Raw genomic sequence first — 16,194 nt, 5'->3', positions numbered from 1 at the left:
GTCCGCTCGCGGGCATAAGGAACACTCCTGAACGTCCGCAGCATCCGTCAAGAAACGAATCCCCGTCCGACAGCCACGTTGGCCGGTGAGTAAGCAAAACAGTCCAGGAGGACATTCCAGTGGCGAAGGCGAAATTCGAGCGGACCAAGCCGCACGTCAACATCGGGACCATCGGTCACGTCGACCACGGTAAGACCACTCTGACCGCGGCGATCACCAAGGTTCTGCACGACAAGTACCCCGAGCTGAACACCGCTTCGGCGTTCGACCAGATCGACAACGCGCCGGAAGAGAAGCAGCGCGGTATCACGATCAACATCTCGCACGTCGAGTACCAGACCGAGAAGCGTCACTACGCCCACGTGGACGCCCCCGGTCACGCGGACTACATCAAGAACATGATCACCGGTGCGGCGCAGATGGACGGCGCGATCCTCGTGGTCGCGGCGACCGACGGCCCGATGCCGCAGACCCGTGAGCACGTGCTGCTCGCGAAGCAGGTCGGCGTGCCCTACATCGTGGTCGCGCTGAACAAGGCCGACATGGTCGACGACGAGGAGATCCTGGAGCTCGTCGAGCTCGAGGTCCGCGAGCTGCTGTCCTCCCAGGACTTCCCGGGTGACGACGCTCCGGTCATCAAGGTCTCCGGCCTGAAGGCCCTCGAGGGCGACGCCAAGTGGGGCGAGAGCGTTCTCGAGCTGATGGAAGCCGTCGACGAGAACGTGCCGGACCCGGTCCGCGAGCTCGACAAGCCGTTCCTCATGCCGATCGAGGACGTCTTCACCATCACCGGCCGTGGCACGGTCGTGACCGGTCGCATCGAGCGCGGCCGCGTCAACGTGAACGAAGAGGTCGAGATCGTCGGCATCAAGGAGAAGTCGACCAAGACCACCGTCACCGGTGTCGAGATGTTCCGCAAGCTGCTGGACACCGGCGAGGCCGGCGACAACGTCGGTCTGCTGGTCCGCGGTATCAAGCGCGAGGACGTCGAGCGCGGCCAGGTCGTCGTGAAGCCGGGTACCACCACCCCGCACACGGAGTTCGAGGGCTCGGTCTACATCCTGTCGAAGGACGAGGGTGGCCGTCACACCCCGTTCTTCAACAACTACCGCCCGCAGTTCTACTTCCGTACCACGGACGTGACCGGCGTCGTCACCCTCAAGGAGGGTGTCGAGATGGTCATGCCGGGCGACAACACGGACATCAGCGTCGTGCTGATCCAGCCGGTCGCCATGGACGAGGGTCTGCGTTTCGCCATCCGCGAGGGTGGTCGGACCGTCGGCGCCGGCCAGGTCACCAAGATCATCAAGTGATTTAGGCGCCCCGCCCGGGGGTAATACACCCCCGGGTTAGGGGCGTCAAATCACGTGTGCGACACTATTCAGGTTGCTCGTCCTGGGGCGGCCGAACTCGTTCTTCTTTCCGAAGACAGGTTCCGGCCGCCCTGGTATGAGCGGCCACGGTCCGCGGAGCACTTCCTTCGGGTGAGGCTAGCGGGCAAGGGCGTTTGAGACGGCGACCAAGCATTTCCGCCGGCTCGATGCCTCCTCACGTTGAGGAAGACCAGGCAAGACGAAGATCCCGCGGGATCCGTCTGTGCGTCGGGCACGACACGCCCGACCGCGTGGACCGGGGACAGGGCCGTTGAACTGGGAAAACCTCAGCCAGGCTGAGGTTTGAAAAGACAAAAGCGGCACGAGACGACAAGGAACGAGCAGCCACCATGGCGGGACAGAAGATCCGCATCCGGCTCAAGGCCTACGACCACGAGGCGATCGACACCTCGGCACGCAAGATCGTCGAGACGGTCACGCGTACCGGCGCCCGTGTTGTCGGGCCGGTGCCGCTGCCCACCGAGAAGAACGTTTACTGCGTCATCCGCTCGCCGCACAAGTACAAGGACTCGCGCGAGCACTTCGAGATGCGCACGCACAAGCGTCTGATCGACATCCTCGACCCGACGCCGAAGACGGTCGACGCGCTCATGCGCATCGACCTGCCGGCGAGCGTCGACGTCAACATCCAGTAGCAGCGGCTGGCGAGCGGCGGAGAGTAAGAGACTCATGTCTGACAGGCAAGTGAAGGGCATCCTGGGCACCAAGCTCGGCATGACCCAGGTCTTCGACGAGAACAACCGGGTCGTCCCGGTGACCGTCGTGCAGGCCGGGCCGAACGTGGTCACCCAGGTTCGGACCCAGGAGAACGACGGCTACAAGGCCGTGCAGCTGGCTTTCGGCGCGGTCGACCCGCGTCGCGTGAACAAGCCGCGCACCGGCCACTTCGACAAGGCGAGCGTGACCCCGCGTCGTTACCTTGCGGAGCTGCGTACCACCGACGCCGAGACCTACGAGGTCGGCCAGGAGATCACCGCCGAGGTGTTCGAGGCCGGTATCGAGGTCGACGTGACCGGTACCAGCAAGGGCAAGGGCTACGCCGGTGTCATGAAGCGTCACGGCTTCAAGGGCCAGGGCGCGAGCCACGGTGCCCAGGCCGTGCACCGCAAGCCCGGCTCGATCGGTGGCTGCGCCACCCCGGGCCGCGTCTTCAAGGGCCTGCGCATGGCGGGCCGGATGGGCAACGACCGGGTCACCACGCAGAACCTGACCGTGCACGCGGTGCGTGCCGAGGACGGCCTGCTGCTGATCAAGGGCGCCGTGCCCGGTCCCAAGGGCGGCCTGCTGTTCGTTCGCAGCGCCGCGAAGGGTGGTAACTGAACATGACCAGCGTCGAGCTGAAGACCCCGGCCGGTAAAGCCGACGGCACGGTCGAGCTCCCCTCGGAGATCTTCGACGTGCAGGCCAACGTGCCCCTCATGCACCAGGTCGTGGTGGCCCAGCTGGCCGCCGCCCGCCAGGGCACGCATGACACCAAGACCCGCGGTGAAGTCCGCGGTGGTGGCAAGAAGCCGTACCGCCAGAAGGGCACCGGCCGCGCCCGCCAGGGTTCGACCCGTGCGCCGCAGTTCACCGGTGGTGGCGTCGTCCACGGCCCCACGCCGCGTGACTACACCCAGCGGACCCCGAAGAAGATGAAGGCCGCCGCTCTGCGTGGCGCCCTCTCCGACCGGGCCCGTGCCGGACAGCTGCACGTCATCACCGAACTGGTGACCGGCGAGAAGCCGTCCACCAAGTCCGCCAAGGCCGCCATCGCCGCGGTGACCCAGGCCAAGCGCGTTCTCGTGGTCCTGCACCGCGACGACGAGCTGAGCTGGAACTCCGTGCGCAACCTGGCCGAGGTCCACATCATCACGCCCGACCAGCTCAACACCTACGACGTGTTGGTCAACGACGACGTGGTGTTCACCAAGGCCGCTTACGACGTGTTCGTCGCCGGCCCCGTCCGGGGCAAGGGCGCGAAGGCTTCGGCTCGGTCGAGCGAGGTTGAAGGGAGTGACGAGCAGTGAGTGCGATCGCCATCCCCGATCCCCGCGACATCTTGCTCGCGCCGGTGATCTCCGAGAAGTCCTACGGGCTGCTCGAGGACCACAAGTACACGTTCATCGTCCGCCCGGACGCCAACAAGACCCAGATCAAGATCGCGGTCGAGAAGGTGTTCGGCGTCAAGGTGGTCAGCGTCAACACGGCCAACCGCCAGGGCAAGCGTAAGCGGACTCGCGCCGGCTTCGGCAAGCGCAAGGACACCAAGCGCGCCATCGTGACTCTTTCGGCTGAGAGCAAGCCGATCGAGATCTTCGGCGGACCCACCGCGTAAAGGACTGAGCTGACACATGGGCATCCGCAAGTACAAGCCGACGACCCCGGGTCGTCGCGGTTCCAGCGTCTCCGACTTCGCCGAGATCACTCGGTCCACCCCGGAGAAGTCGCTGCTGCGTCCGCTGAGCAAGTCCGGCGGCCGTAACTCCAGCGGCAAGATCACCACCCGGCACAAGGGTGGTGGCCACAAGCGTGCGTACCGGCTGATCGACTTCCGCCGGAACGACAAGGACGGCGTTCCCGCCAAGGTCGCGCACATCGAGTACGACCCCAACCGGTCCGCTCGGATCGCGCTGCTGCACTACGCCGACGGCGAGAAGCGCTACATCATCGCCCCGGAGAAGCTCAAGCAGGGTGACACGGTCGAGAACGGCCCCCGTGCCGACATCAAGCCGGGTAACAACCTGCCGCTGCGCAACATCCCGGTCGGCACCGTGATCCACGCGATCGAGCTCCGCCCCGGTGGCGGCGCGAAGATGGCGCGGTCCGCCGGTGCCAAGGTGCAGCTGGTGGCGAAGGACGGGCCGTACGCCCAGCTTCGTCTCCCCTCGGGCGAGATCCGCAACGTCGACGTGCGCAACCGCGCCACCATCGGCGAGGTCGGCAACTCCGAGCACTCGAACATCAACTGGGGCAAGGCGGGCCGTAACCGCTGGCGCGGCAAGCGCCCCACCGTCCGTGGTGTCGTCATGAACCCGGTCGACCACCCGCACGGTGGTGGTGAGGGTAAGACCTCCGGTGGCCGCCACCCGGTGAACCCGAACGGTAAGCCCGAAGGCCGCACCCGCCGCCGCAAGGCTTCCGACGCCATGATCGTCCGCCGCCGGCGTACCGGCAAGAAGCGCTGAGCAGGGAGGTAGAAGAACATGCCACGTAGCCTCAAAAAGGGCCCCTTCGTGGACGACCACCTGCTCAAGAAGGTGGACGCTCTCAACGAGTCGGGCAAGAAGACCGTGATCAAGACGTGGTCGCGTCGCTCCACGATCATCCCGGACTTCCTGGGTCACACGATCGCTGTGCACGACGGCCGCAAGCACGTCCCGGTGTTCGTCACCGAGGCGATGGTGGGTCACAAGTTGGGCGAATTCGCGCCGACTCGGACCTTCAAGGGCCACATCAAGGACGACCGCAAGTCGCGCCGCCGCTGAGCGGGCACGAGAGAACAAGGAAGCTAGCGATGAACGCCCAGAACGACGTGGCCGAGGCTTTGCCGACGGCTTACGCGCGGGCTCGCTTCGTCCGGGACTCGCCTACCAAGGTGCGCCGGGTGATCGAGCTGATCAAGGGACGTAGCGCCGCCGACGCCTTGGCCGTGCTCCAGTTCGCCCCGCAGGCGGCAAGCGAGCCGGTCGCGAAGGTGCTCGCCAGCGCCGTGGCCAACGCCGAGAACAACCTCGATCTCGACCCGGACACCCTCTGGGTCAAGAACGCCTACGCCGACGAGGGCCCGACCCTCAAGCGCATCCGTCCGCGGGCCCAGGGCCGCGCGTACCGGATCCGCAAGCGGACCAGCCACATCACCGTCGAGGTGGAGTCGCGTCCCAAGGCCGAGGCCAAGAAGGCACAGGGCAAGAAGAAGGCAGGTGGCCGGTAGTGGGCCAGAAGATCAACCCGCACGGCTTCCGCCTGGGTATCACCACGGACTGGAAGTCGCGTTGGTACGCCGACAAGCAGTACGCGGAGTACGTGGCCGAGGACGTCAAGATCCGGAAGCTGCTGTCCACGGGCATGGAGCGCGCCGGGATCTCCAAGGTCGAGATCGAGCGCACCCGTGACCGGGTCCGCGTCGACATCCACACCGCCCGGCCGGGCATCGTCATCGGCCGTCGCGGCGCGGAGGCCGACCGCATCCGCGGCGCGCTGGAGAAGCTGACCGCCAAGCAGGTCCAGCTGAACATCCTCGAGGTCAAGAACCCCGAGGCCGACGCCCAGCTCGTCGCGCAGGGTGTCGCGGAGCAGCTGAGCAACCGTGTGGCGTTCCGCCGCGCGATGCGCAAGGCGATCCAGACCTCCATGCGCTCGCCGCAGGTCAAGGGCATCCGCGTGCAGTGCGGCGGTCGTCTCGGCGGTGCCGAGATGTCCCGCTCCGAGCACTACCGCGATGGCCGTGTCCCGCTGCACACGCTGCGCGCCGACATCGACTACGGCTTCTTCGAGGCCAAGACGACGTTCGGTCGCATCGGCGTGAAGGTGTGGATCTACAAGGGCGAGCTCGTGGGTGGCCTCAAGGCCAAGGAGGCGCGTGACGCCGCCGCGGCCGCCGAGCGCGCCCCGCGCCGTGACCGTGGTGACCGCCCGTCCCGACCGCGCCGTTCCGGCTCGTCGGGCACGACGCCGACCTCGACCGAAGCCGGCCGGGCGGCCGCCGCCGCGAAGAGCGACGACGCCCCCAAGGGTGGCACCGCCACCGAGGCCCCGGCTGCTGAGACTGCAGAAAAGACGGAGGGCTGACACGTGCTCATCCCGCGCAGGGTCAAGCACCGGAAGCAGCACTCCCCGAAGCGCCACGGTGCCGCCAAGGGCGGTACGAAGGTGAACTTCGGCGAGTACGGCATCCAGGCGCTTGAGCACAGCTACGTGACCAACCGGCAGATCGAGTCCGCTCGTATCGCCATGACGCGTCACATCAAGCGTGGCGGCAAGGTGTGGACGACCATCTACCCGGACCGCCCGCTGACCAAGAAGCCGGCGGAAACCCGCATGGGTTCCGGTAAGGGTTCGCCCGAGTGGTGGATCGCCAACGTGAAGCCGGGCCGCGTGATGTTCGAGATCTCGTTCCCGAACGAGGAGACCGCCCGCGAGGCGCTCCGTCGCGCGATCCACAAGCTGCCCATGAAGTGCCGCATCGTGACCCGTGAAGGTGGTGAGTTCTGATGGCGAAGGCAGGTGCCGCCCAGGCATCGGAGCTGCGTGAGCTCACCGCGGAAGAGCTCGTTCTGCGTCTGAAGGAATACAAGGAGGAGCTCTTCAACCTCCGCTTCCAGATGGCGACCGGACAGCTCGACAACAACCGCCGTCTGCGCACCGTCCGCACGGACATCGCGCGGATCTACACGGTCATGCGCGAGCGTGAACTCGGCCTGTCCGTTTCCCCTGACGCCGAGAGTGAAGGTGCCGCATGAGCGAGCAGCCCAACGCTGAGGCGGCCCCCCGCAACGACCGCAAGGTCCGTGAGGGTTACGTCGTCTCGGACAAGATGAACAAGACGATCGTGGTCGAGCTCGAAGACCGCAAGAAGCACCGTCGTTACGCCAAGGTTCTCCGCAGCACCAGCAAGGTCAAGGTGCACGACGAGAACAACGAGGCGGGCGTGGGCGACCGGGTCACCCTGATGGAGACCCGCCCGCTGTCGGCGACCAAGCGCTGGCGTCTGGTGCAGATCGTGGAGAAGGCCAAGTAAGTAGGGCTCTCTGAGTCCCTTAGTTCCGCAAGGCTCGCGGTTCAACGCGAGAACCAGCGCGACATACAGGAGTAGACGTGATCCAGCAGGAGTCGCGGCTTCGGGTTGCCGACAACACGGGCGCGAAGGAGATCCTTTGCATCCGCGTTCTCGGTGGCTCGGGGCGGCGCTACGCGGGCATCGGCGACATCATCGTCGCCACCGTGAAGGACGCCATGCCGGCCGCCGGCGTGAAGAAGGGTGACGTCGTCAAGGCGGTCATCGTTCGCACGCGCAAGGAGCGCCGTCGTCCGGACGGTTCTTACATCCGCTTCGACGAGAACGCTGCTGTGCTCATCAAGAACGACAATGAGCCCCGCGGCACCCGCATCTTCGGGCCGGTCGGCCGCGAGCTGCGCGACCGAAAGTTCATGAAGATCATTTCGCTCGCGCCGGAGGTGTTGTAGAGCATGAAGGTGAAGAAGGGCGACACGGTCGTCGTCATCGCCGGCAAGGACAAGGGTGCCAAGGGCAAGGTCATCCAGGCCTACCCCGAGCGCGAGCGCGTGCTGGTCGAGGGCGTCAACCGGATCAAGAAGCACACGCGGATCTCCCAGACCCAGCGCGGCGCGCAGTCCGGCGGCATCGTCACGCAGGAGGCGCCCATCCACGTCTCGAACGTGATGGTCGTCGACTCCGACGGCAAGCCGACCCGGGTGGGCTACCGCATCGGCGAGGACGGCAAGAAGGTCCGGGTCTCGCGCCGGAACGGTAAGGACATCTGATCATGACCACCGCAGAGAAGATCGCCCCGCGCCTCAAGGTGCGGTACCGCGAGGAGATCAAGGGACAGCTCCAGGAGGAGTTCTCCTTCGAGAACGTCCACCAGATCCCGGGCGTCGTCAAGGTCGTCGTGAACATGGGTGTCGGTGACGCCGCCCGTGACAGCAAGCTGATCGAAGGCGCCATCCGTGACCTGGCCGCGATCACCGGGCAGAAGCCCGAGGTTCGCAAGGCTCGCAAGTCCATCGCGCAGTTCAAGCTGCGTGAGGGCCAGCCGATCGGTGCGCGCGTCACGCTGCGCAACGACCGCATGTGGGAGTTCCTCGACCGGCTGCTGACCATCGCGCTGCCGCGTATCCGTGACTTCCGCGGGCTTTCGCCGAAGCAGTTCGACGGCAACGGCAACTACACGTTCGGTCTCAACGAGCAGTCCATGTTCCACGAGATCGACCCGGACGCCATCGACCGCCCGCGCGGTATGGACGTCACTGTCGTCACCACCGCCAACACCGACGACGAGGGCCGCGCGCTGCTTCGCAAGCTCGGCTTCCCGTTCAAGGAGAACTGAGTCGATGGCCAAGAAAGCACTGGTCCACAAGGCCGCGAAGACGCCGAAGTTCAAGGTTCGCGGTTACACGCGCTGCCAGCGGTGCGGTCGCCCGCACTCGGTGTTCCGCAAGTTCGGGCTCTGCCGGATCTGCCTTCGCGAGATGGCACACGCGGGCGAGCTGCCCGGCGTCCGCAAGTCCAGCTGGTAAGAGTCTTTTTTAACTCCCACTTCGCCACAGGCCCTGCAGTGAAATCGCAGGGAACCAGGGCGAGAAAGGTTGACAGGTCACCATGACGATGACCGACCCCATCGCAGACTTCTTGACCCGTCTGCGTAACGCGAACTCGGCTTACCACGACGAGGTCGTGCTTCCCCACTCGAAGATCAAGGCGAACATCGCCGAGATCCTCAAGCGCGAGGGTTACATCTCGGGCTACCGCGACGAGCCGGGCGAGAAGCACAAGAACCTCGTCGTGGAGCTGAAGTACGGCCCCAACCGTGAGCGCAGCATCGCCGGCCTCCGCCGCGTGTCCAAGCCCGGCCTGCGGGTCTACGCAAAATCGACCGAACTGCCGTCGGTTCTCGGTGGCCTCGGCGTCGCGATCATCTCGACGTCGTCCGGCCTCCAGACCGACCGTCAGGCCAAGCGCAACAGCGTGGGCGGCGAAGTCCTCGCCTACGTCTGGTAAGGAAGGGGGCAAAGACATGTCACGCATTGGAAAGCTGCCGGTCGCCGTCCCCTCCGGGGTCAAGGTGACCATCGACGGTCAGCAGATCAAGGTCGAGGGGCCCAAGGGCACCCTCGAGCACACCATCGCCGAGCCCATCACCGTCGAGCAGGCCGAGAACGGCACGCTCGAGGTCAAGCGGCCCGACGAGGAGCGCACCAGCCGTGCCCTGCACGGTCTCACCCGGACGCTGGTCAACAACCTCGTCGTCGGTGTGACCGAGGGCTACGAGAAGAAGCTCGAGATCCACGGTGTCGGTTACCGTGTGCAGGCCAAGGGCTCGGACCTCGAGTTCGCCCTCGGCTACAGCCACCCGGTGAAGATCGAGGCTCCGGAAGGCATCACCTTCAAGGTCGAGAGCCCCACCCGGTTCTCGGTCTCGGGCATCGACAAGCAGAAGGTCGGCCAGATCGCCGCGGTCATCCGCAAGCTGCGCCGCCCGGACCCGTACAAGGGCAAGGGCCTGCGCTACGAGGGTGAGAAGATCCGCCGCAAGGTCGGAAAGACGGGTAAGTGATCATGAGCGACACGACTACGAAGCGCAAGCCGGTCGGCAAGGACATCTCGACCCGCCGCCGCGTCGCGAAGGCCCGTCGGCACTTCCGCCTTCGCAAGAAGATCAACGGCACGGACCAGCGTCCGCGCCTGGTCGTCAAGCGTTCGTCGCGGCACATCGCCGTGCAGCTGATCGACGACCTCGCCGGCAAGACCCTGGCGTCGGCGTCCACCCTCGAGGCGGACGTCCGCGCGCTGGAAGGCGACAAGAAGGCCAAGGCCGCCAAGGTCGGGGAACTCGTCGCCGCCCGCGCCAAGAACGCCGGTGTCTCGACCGTGGTGTTCGACCGTGGTGGCAACGCCTACCACGGCCGCATCGCGGCGCTCGCCGACGCTGCCCGCGAGGCGGGGTTGGAGTTCTGATGCAGATGCTCGTGAATGGAAGGAAAGCCTGATGCCGGGACGTACACGGCAATTCGGCGGCGGCCAGGGCGGACCCGGCGGGCAGGGCGGCAACGACCGCAATGACCGTCGCGACCGCCGGGACCGGCGCGACAGCGGCCGTGGCGGGGCCGGCCAGGAGAAGACCCCGCACCTCGAGAAGGTCGTGACGATCAACCGCGTCGCCAAGGTCGTCAAGGGTGGTCGTCGCTTCAGCTTCACCGCCCTGGTGGTCGTCGGTGACGGCGACGGTCAGGTCGGCGTCGGCTACGGCAAGGCCAAGGAAGTTCCCGCGGCCATCGCCAAGGGCGTCGAGGAAGCGAAGAAGAACTTCTTCCGCGTTCCCCGCGTCGCCGGCACCATCCCCCACCCGATCCAGGGTGAGGAAGCCGCCGGTGTCGTGCTGCTCCGTCCGGCCTCGGCCGGTACCGGTGTCATCGCCGGTGGCCCGGTGCGCGCGGTGCTGGAGTGCGCGGGTGTCCACGACGTGCTGTCGAAGTCGCTCGGCTCCGACAACGCGATCAACATCGTGCACGCGACCGTGGCGGCCCTGAAGGGCCTGCAGCGTCCCGAAGAGGTCGCGGCCCGCCGCGGTCTCCCGCTCGAGGACGTCGCTCCGGCTCGCATGCTGCGTCAGCGCGCGGGGCAGGGGGTCTGACCATGACTCAGCTCAAGGTGACCCAGGTCAAGAGCAAGATCGGCACGAAGCACGCTCACCGCGAGTCGCTGCGCACCCTCGGGCTGCGCAAGATCCGCCAGAGCGTCGTGCGTGATGACACTCCCGAGGTGCGCGGCCTTATCCACACCGTCCGCCACCTGGTGGAGGTCGAGGAGGTCAAGGCATGACTGCCATCAAGATCCACCACCTTCGTCCGGCTCCGGGCGCGAAGCGCGACAAGATCCGCGTCGGCCGTGGTGAGGGCTCGAAGGGCAAGACCGCCGGTCGCGGTACCAAGGGCACCAAGGCCCGGAAGAACGTGCCCGCCGGTTTCGAGGGTGGGCAGATGCCCATCCACATGCGGCTCCCGAAGCTTCGCGGCTTCAAGAACCGCTTCCGCACCGAGTACCAGCCGGTGAACCTGGGCGACATCGCCCGCGTGTTCCCGGAGGGTGGCAAGGTCGGCAACGAGGAGCTCGTCGCGAAGGGTCTTGTTCGCAAGAACAAGCTCGTGAAGGTGCTCGGCAACGGTGACCTGAACGGCGTCAAGCTGGACATCACCGCCGACGCTTTCTCCGGCTCCGCCAAGGAGAAGCTCTCCGCCGCCGGTGGCTCCGCCACCACGCTCTGAGCTTTCTTCGCTCGCTTCACCGAAAGGCCCGCCAGGCTCCGCCAGGCGGGCCTTTCGCTTGCGCTCCCTCCGGCGCCCCCGACCTGCGTTTCGCGGGCTAAACGCNNGCGTTTAGCCCGCTAAACGCAAGTCGGCCACGGCGGCCGCGATCGTGGCGGAGGGGTGCCTGAGCTGGAAGGATCGTGAGGTGGCCATACCTCCCGGGCAGGATCCGCAGCCCTTTCAGCAGCAGCCGGACGCACCGCCGATGGTCGTGTCGGTTTCCGGCCCGATGGATCCCGTTGACGAGCCGGCCCGGCCTGGCCGGGTCGAGCCCCGCAGACTGGTCGCGGCGGGATTGGCCGCACTGGCCCTGGTGCTCACCCTCGTGGGCTGCTTCTTCCCGTTGTTCAGCACCGAGCATCGGCTGACCTTCGATACCAACGAGCCGGTCGTGCTTGTGTTCGTCCAAGGCGCGTGGGATCTGACGGTGGATCAGGTCGACCGACCGGCCACCACCACCTCGTCGGCGCCCCTCGGTATCCCGCTCCTGATCGCCGCGACGATCCTCCTGGTGACCACTGTCGTCAGTGCGCGCGCAGCCGGTCTCCGACGTCCGGGCGCTTTGGACAAATGGCTCACCACCATCGCGGCGGTTTTCCTCGCCGGAGTCGTCGTCAGTGTCGTCACGATGGGATACGGACGTGACATGGGAGACGACATCAAGGTGACGCAGACCCTTGGGGCAGGTCTGTGGGCGCTCTTCGCCGCGGTCGTCGCCGCGGCGGGGGCAGCGGTCATGAGCCACCGTGTCCAGGACGAAGAGGTCCCGATGAGCGGCGACTCGGCTCTCGCGGAAATGCTCACACCGAAGGACGGCATCTCCATCACGGTGCTCCCGCCGGAGCCGCAGCCGGAGGTCCCGGACTATTCAGCCTTCGCGCCGCCGCCGGATCCCGGGGCGAAAGAGCGCGATTAGCCCGCTAAACGCGCTCGCGGTCGCCGATACGGTGGGGGAGGAGGTGGCCGATGACTTGGGTGGTGGTCTTTTTCGGTGCGGCGGTGCTCGTGGCTTTTACGCCAGGGGCGAACAATCTGCTCGGCCTGCACCACGGAATGACGCAGGGGGCGTGGAAGGGGCTCGCCGGCCTGTTAGGCCGATTGGCCGCATTCACAGTGCTCATCGCGGCTGTCGCGGCGGGCCTCGGTCAGCTTCTCGCGGCATCCGAGCTTGCACTCACGGTGATCAAATGGGCGGGCGTCGCCTACCTGGCCTGGATCGGCGGACGTCTGCTGTGGTCGACGTTCCGCGCCGGTCGCACCACCCTCATCCAGCCGCCGCGAGGCGCTGAATCCGTACCGGCGTCGAGGATCGCGAGGAAGGAATTCGTCGTCGCGATCACGAATCCGAAGGCGCTCCTCATCTTCACCGCGTTCGTGCCCCAGTTCATCGACGCAGCTCACGGCTCCTTTTCCGCTCAGATCGCGATCCTCGGCGCCGTCTATCTGCTCGCCGAGTTCGTCGCGGGCGCGACCTACATCGGTGTGGGCGCGCTCGTGAAGACGCTCAGGCTGTCCCGCCGGGCGACTCGCAACGTGGACCGCGGCACCGGTGTCGTCCTCCTCGGCATGGCGGGAGCCCTGGCGACTTCGAGCTCCTGAACGCCCTCCCTGATCACCGTGCGTTTAGCGGGCTAAACGCGATCCGGCAGGGCTAGGAAAGTGGGGAACGGTAAGGCGATCTGTCAAGGTTCCGGAGCGAGAAGCACAAGTCGATCAACCCCGCGGACCAACCTTCGTCCGGAAAACCCACACGCACTGCGGACACGCCCTGTGAAGCTGTTAGAGTCGGCGGCACGCTTCGGGACGAGTGTGCCCCGAAGCGTTCCTGGCTTGTGCCAGAAAGCTGTGTGTTCCCGCCGGCCCCAGGCCGGCCAAGCCGATCGTCGGTAAGACAGCCGACGACGCCGAGGAGGTTCCCCGCGTGCTCAGCGCCTTCCGCTCGGCTCTAGCGACGCCGGATCTACGTAAGAAGATCCTGTTCACGCTAGCCATCGTCGCGGTCTACCGAATCGGTGCCACCATTCCGGCCCCGGGTATCTCCTATTCCGCAGTGCAGCAATGTACGGAGACCGGGTCGCAGGAGGGCGTCTATCAGCTGCTGAACCTGTTCAGTGGCGGTGCACTGCTGCAGCTGTCGCTGTTCTCGACCGGCATCATGCCGTACATCACGGCGAGCATCATCGTCCAGCTCCTCACCGTGGTCATCCCGCGGTTCGAGGAACTGAAGAAGGAAGGCCAGGCCGGCCAGGGCAAGCTGACCCAGTACACCCGGTACCTGACGATCGCCCTCGCGGTCCTGCAGGCGACCGGTGTGGTGGCGCTCGCCGACCGCAAGCAGCTCTTCCCGCAGTGCGACACCGCGATCATCCCGGACAACAGCGTCTACACGCTGGCCATCATCGTCATCACGATGACCGCCGGTACCGCCGTCATGATGTGGCTGGGTGAGCTGATCACCGAGCGCGGCGTCGGCAACGGCATGTCCGTCCTCATCTTCCTGAACATCGCGGCCCGGATCCCGATCGAGGGTGGCAACATCCTCAGCAGCGCGGGTGGCGTCGTCTTCGCCCTGATCTGTGTGTTCGGCCTGGTGATCATCGCCAGCGTCATCTTCGTCGAGCAGGGCCAGCGCCGGATCCCGGTGCAGTACGCCAAGCGCATGATCGGCCGCCGCATGTACGGCGGGACCTCGACCTACCTGCCGATCAAGGTGAACCAGGCCGGTGTCATCCCGGTCATCTTCGCCTCGTCGCTGCTCTACCTGCCGGACCTGATCAGCCGCCTCGTCGGCGACGCCAACAGCAACGCGGGCTGGCAGGTCTTCATCCAGAACTACATCGTCAACCAGTCCAGCTGGGCGCACGTCCTGCTGTACTTCGCGTTGATCATCTTCTTCACGTACTTCTACATCACGATCACGTTCAACGTGGACGAGCGTGCGGAAGAAATGAAGAAGTTCGGTGGCTTCATCCCGGGTATCCGACCGGGCCGACCCACCGCGGAGTACCTCAGCTACGTCCTCGGCCGCATCACCCTGCCGGGCTCGCTGTACCTGGGCATCATCGCGATCCTTCCGAACTTCTTCCTGTCCGTCACCGGCAGCGGGAACAACCAGAACTTCCCGTTCGGTGGCACGGCTGTGCTGATCATGGTCGGTGTCGGTCTCGACACCGTGAAGCAGATCGAAAGCCAGCTGATGCAACGTAACTACGAAGGGTTCTTGAAGTGACGCGCCTGGTTCTCGTTGGCCCTCCTGGCGCGGGCAAAGGTACTCAGGCGGTAGCACTGTCGGAGAAGCTCCGGATCCCGCACATCTCGACCGGCGACCTGTTCCGCGCCCACGTGGGCGAGCAGACGCCGCTGGGCCAGGAAGCCAAGCGCTACCTGGACTCCGGTGAACTCGTGCCCGACTCGGTCACGAACGAGATGGTGCGTGAGCGTCTCGCCGAACCCGACGCCAAGGTCGGTTTCCTGCTCGACGGGTTCCCCCGGAACACGAAGCAGGCCGACGTCCTCGGCGAGATCCTCGGCGAGGTCGACACCAAGCTCAACGCGGTCATCCAGCTCCAGGTCTCGGAAGACGTCGTGGTCGAGCGGCTGCTGTCCCGCGGCCGCTCGGACGACACCGAAGAGGTCATCCGTCGCCGCCAGCAGATCTATGTGTCCGAGACGGCTCCGCTGCTCGAGTACTACGCGGACATCCTGGTCACGGTCGATGGCGTCGGCTCGGTCGACGAGATCTCCGCCCGCGTGCTGGAAGCGCTGCGCGACCGCACGTGAATCTCGGAGGACTGCGTGTACTGCAACGGCTTCGTCGTGGGCGCATGATCGAAATCAAGACCCCTGGCGAGCTCCAGGCGATGCGGGCCGCCGGGCTGGTCGTCTGGCGCACCCTCACCGCGGTGCGCGAGATCGCCAAGCCGGGGGTGACCACGGCCGATCTCGACGAGCTCGCCGAGCAGACGATCCGCGACGCCGGCGCGGTGCCCTCGTTCAAGGGCTACCACGGCTTCCCGGCGTCGATCTGCGCGTCGGTGAACGAGCAGATCGTCCACGGCATCCCGTCGAAGACGCAGGTCCTGAACGACGGCGACATCATCTCGGTGGACTGTGGCGCCATCCTCGACGGCTGGCACGGCGACTCGGCGGTCACCCTCGCGATCGGTGAGGTGTCGAAGGCGGATCTCGCGCTCTCGGCCGCCACCGAGGCGGCGATGTGGGCGGGGATCGCCGCGGTGTCGTCGGGCGGCAGGCTCACGGACATCTCACACGCGGTGCAGACCGCCGCCGAGAAGGCCGGCCGGGAAGACGGCGTCGAGTACGGGATGATCGTCGAGTACGGCGGTCACGGGATCGGGCGCCAGATGCACATGGACCCGTTCCTGCCGAACCTGGGCAAACCGGGCAAGGGGCCGCGGCTCAAGACCGGTATGGCGCTCGCGATCGAGCCCATGCTGACCGGTGGCGGCGGGGAGACGGTCGAGCTCGAAGACGGGTGGACCGTCGTGACCGCGGACGGCTCGCGGGCCTCGCACTGGGAGCACACGGTCGCCATCACCGATGATGGCCCGTGGGTGCTGACCGCCCCCGAAGACGCCTGACCTGCCTCCGTGCCCGCCGGATCGCGTTTAGCCCGGCTAAACGCAGGTCGGCCCGCTGGTCGGCACAGCGCTCGGGCCAGTCGTTGAGGTATGCGCCGGCTGCCCCCATCGGGTGTACCTTGGCCGCCGAGCGCCCCAGGTCGCGGCCCCATCGGATCGCGATTAGCCCGCTA

The 16,194-nt window shown here is 66.3% G+C and carries 27 protein-coding genes; all 27 read left to right on the top strand.

Translation table 11 applies throughout. From position 1 onward, the window contains the following. Positions 1 to 119 precede the first annotated feature (119 nt). Entirely contained in the window at positions 120 to 1,313 is a 1,194-nt protein-coding gene (gene tuf, locus AVR91_RS24440) for an elongation factor Tu (RefSeq protein ID WP_016331088.1), read from the top strand. A 410-nt stretch (positions 1,314 to 1,723) separates the two neighbouring features. Then, positions 1,724 to 2,029, top strand: a complete 306-nt coding sequence (gene rpsJ / locus AVR91_RS24435) for a 30S ribosomal protein S10 (RefSeq protein WP_003102098.1) — start codon at positions 1,724 to 1,726, stop codon at positions 2,027 to 2,029. Positions 2,030 to 2,063: 34 nt separating this feature from the next. Further along, on the top strand, positions 2,064 to 2,714 hold the full coding sequence (gene rplC / locus AVR91_RS24430) for a 50S ribosomal protein L3 (protein ID WP_007031036.1): 651 nt from the start codon (positions 2,064 to 2,066) through the stop codon (positions 2,712 to 2,714). 2 nt (positions 2,715 to 2,716) lie between these two features. Then, on the top strand, positions 2,717 to 3,403 hold the full coding sequence (rplD, locus tag AVR91_RS24425; protein ID WP_016331090.1) for a 50S ribosomal protein L4: 687 nt from the start codon (positions 2,717 to 2,719) through the stop codon (positions 3,401 to 3,403). Next, positions 3,400 to 3,711, top strand: coding sequence for a 50S ribosomal protein L23 (gene rplW, locus AVR91_RS24420; protein WP_005166778.1), 312 nt, complete (start codon positions 3,400 to 3,402; stop codon positions 3,709 to 3,711). The genes rplD and rplW overlap by 4 nt, the downstream gene beginning before the upstream one ends. 16 nt (positions 3,712 to 3,727) lie before the next feature. Beyond that, positions 3,728 to 4,561, top strand: a complete 834-nt coding sequence (rplB, locus tag AVR91_RS24415; protein WP_005166779.1) for a 50S ribosomal protein L2 — start codon at positions 3,728 to 3,730, stop codon at positions 4,559 to 4,561. Positions 4,562 to 4,579: 18 nt separating this feature from the next. After that, positions 4,580 to 4,861 carry a 30S ribosomal protein S19 gene (gene rpsS, locus AVR91_RS24410; protein WP_003102083.1) on the top strand — a complete coding sequence of 94 codons (282 nt, stop codon included), beginning with the start codon at positions 4,580 to 4,582 and terminating at the stop codon, positions 4,859 to 4,861. Positions 4,862 to 4,890: 29 nt separating this feature from the next. Then, positions 4,891 to 5,307, top strand: a complete 417-nt coding sequence (gene rplV, locus AVR91_RS24405; RefSeq protein WP_005166780.1) for a 50S ribosomal protein L22 — start codon at positions 4,891 to 4,893, stop codon at positions 5,305 to 5,307. Further along, the gene (rpsC, locus tag AVR91_RS24400; protein WP_016331091.1) at positions 5,307 to 6,164 is read left to right on the top strand and encodes a 30S ribosomal protein S3; all 858 of its coding nucleotides are present in this window, start codon (positions 5,307 to 5,309) and stop codon (positions 6,162 to 6,164) included. The genes rplV and rpsC overlap by 1 nt, the downstream gene beginning before the upstream one ends. 3 nt (positions 6,165 to 6,167) lie before the next feature. Beyond that, positions 6,168 to 6,587 (top strand): 50S ribosomal protein L16, encoded by a 420-nt coding sequence (rplP, locus tag AVR91_RS24395; protein ID WP_005166782.1) that lies wholly within the window; start codon positions 6,168 to 6,170, stop codon positions 6,585 to 6,587. Continuing rightward, the gene (rpmC, locus tag AVR91_RS24390; protein ID WP_007031040.1) at positions 6,587 to 6,835 is read left to right on the top strand and encodes a 50S ribosomal protein L29; all 249 of its coding nucleotides are present in this window, start codon (positions 6,587 to 6,589) and stop codon (positions 6,833 to 6,835) included. The genes rplP and rpmC overlap by 1 nt, the downstream gene beginning before the upstream one ends. Beyond that, positions 6,832 to 7,113, top strand: coding sequence for a 30S ribosomal protein S17 (gene rpsQ, locus AVR91_RS24385; protein WP_007031041.1), 282 nt, complete (start codon positions 6,832 to 6,834; stop codon positions 7,111 to 7,113). Before rpmC ends, rpsQ begins: the two co-directional genes overlap by 4 nt. Positions 7,114 to 7,190: 77 nt before the next feature. Continuing rightward, on the top strand, positions 7,191 to 7,559 hold the full coding sequence (gene rplN / locus AVR91_RS24380; protein ID WP_005166785.1) for a 50S ribosomal protein L14: 369 nt from the start codon (positions 7,191 to 7,193) through the stop codon (positions 7,557 to 7,559). A 3-nt stretch (positions 7,560 to 7,562) separates the two neighbouring features. Continuing rightward, positions 7,563 to 7,877 (top strand): 50S ribosomal protein L24, encoded by a 315-nt coding sequence (gene rplX / locus AVR91_RS24375; protein WP_005166786.1) that lies wholly within the window; start codon positions 7,563 to 7,565, stop codon positions 7,875 to 7,877. Between the two features lie 2 nt (positions 7,878 to 7,879). After that, on the top strand, positions 7,880 to 8,443 hold the full coding sequence (gene rplE, locus AVR91_RS24370) for a 50S ribosomal protein L5 (protein WP_016331092.1): 564 nt from the start codon (positions 7,880 to 7,882) through the stop codon (positions 8,441 to 8,443). 4 nt (positions 8,444 to 8,447) lie between these two features. Continuing rightward, entirely contained in the window at positions 8,448 to 8,633 is a 186-nt protein-coding gene (locus AVR91_RS24365; protein WP_005166789.1) for a type Z 30S ribosomal protein S14, read from the top strand. 82 nt (positions 8,634 to 8,715) lie between these two features. Beyond that, the gene (gene rpsH, locus AVR91_RS24360) at positions 8,716 to 9,114 is read left to right on the top strand and encodes a 30S ribosomal protein S8 (protein WP_007031043.1); all 399 of its coding nucleotides are present in this window, start codon (positions 8,716 to 8,718) and stop codon (positions 9,112 to 9,114) included. Positions 9,115 to 9,130: 16 nt separating this feature from the next. Continuing rightward, positions 9,131 to 9,670, top strand: a complete 540-nt coding sequence (gene rplF, locus AVR91_RS24355; protein ID WP_016331093.1) for a 50S ribosomal protein L6 — start codon at positions 9,131 to 9,133, stop codon at positions 9,668 to 9,670. Positions 9,671 to 9,672: 2 nt separating this feature from the next. Beyond that, the gene (gene rplR, locus AVR91_RS24350; RefSeq protein WP_007031045.1) at positions 9,673 to 10,071 is read left to right on the top strand and encodes a 50S ribosomal protein L18; all 399 of its coding nucleotides are present in this window, start codon (positions 9,673 to 9,675) and stop codon (positions 10,069 to 10,071) included. A 31-nt stretch (positions 10,072 to 10,102) separates the two neighbouring features. Further along, complete coding sequence (rpsE, locus tag AVR91_RS24345) at positions 10,103 to 10,747, top strand: 30S ribosomal protein S5 (RefSeq protein ID WP_007031046.1); 645 nt, start codon at positions 10,103 to 10,105, stop codon at positions 10,745 to 10,747. 2 nt (positions 10,748 to 10,749) lie between these two features. After that, entirely contained in the window at positions 10,750 to 10,935 is a 186-nt protein-coding gene (gene rpmD / locus AVR91_RS24340) for a 50S ribosomal protein L30 (RefSeq protein WP_007031047.1), read from the top strand. Then, the gene (gene rplO, locus AVR91_RS24335) at positions 10,932 to 11,378 is read left to right on the top strand and encodes a 50S ribosomal protein L15 (protein WP_016331095.1); all 447 of its coding nucleotides are present in this window, start codon (positions 10,932 to 10,934) and stop codon (positions 11,376 to 11,378) included. Before rpmD ends, rplO begins: the two co-directional genes overlap by 4 nt. Positions 11,379 to 11,565: 187 nt before the next feature. Beyond that, on the top strand, positions 11,566 to 12,336 hold the full coding sequence (locus tag AVR91_RS24330) for a hypothetical protein (protein ID WP_228709319.1): 771 nt from the start codon (positions 11,566 to 11,568) through the stop codon (positions 12,334 to 12,336). A gap of 50 nt (positions 12,337 to 12,386) precedes the next feature. Then, a complete protein-coding gene (locus tag AVR91_RS24325) occupies positions 12,387 to 13,019 on the top strand; it encodes a LysE family translocator (RefSeq protein WP_063274336.1) in 633 nt (210 codons plus the stop codon). Positions 13,020 to 13,341: 322 nt separating this feature from the next. After that, entirely contained in the window at positions 13,342 to 14,649 is a 1,308-nt protein-coding gene (secY, locus tag AVR91_RS24320; RefSeq protein WP_007031051.1) for a preprotein translocase subunit SecY, read from the top strand. Next, entirely contained in the window at positions 14,646 to 15,200 is a 555-nt protein-coding gene (locus AVR91_RS24315; protein ID WP_007031052.1) for an adenylate kinase, read from the top strand. The genes secY and AVR91_RS24315 overlap by 4 nt, the downstream gene beginning before the upstream one ends. 44 nt (positions 15,201 to 15,244) lie before the next feature. After that, positions 15,245 to 16,021, top strand: coding sequence for a type I methionyl aminopeptidase (gene map, locus AVR91_RS24310; RefSeq protein ID WP_016331098.1), 777 nt, complete (start codon positions 15,245 to 15,247; stop codon positions 16,019 to 16,021). Positions 16,022 to 16,194: the final 173 nt, after the last annotated feature.

This window comes from Amycolatopsis keratiniphila subsp. keratiniphila (assembly GCF_001620365.2).
In the GTDB taxonomy this organism is placed as follows: domain Bacteria; phylum Actinomycetota; class Actinomycetes; order Mycobacteriales; family Pseudonocardiaceae; genus Amycolatopsis; species Amycolatopsis keratiniphila.
Note: the sequence above shows the minus strand (reverse complement) of the source record. Positions and strands in the feature narration are given on the sequence as shown.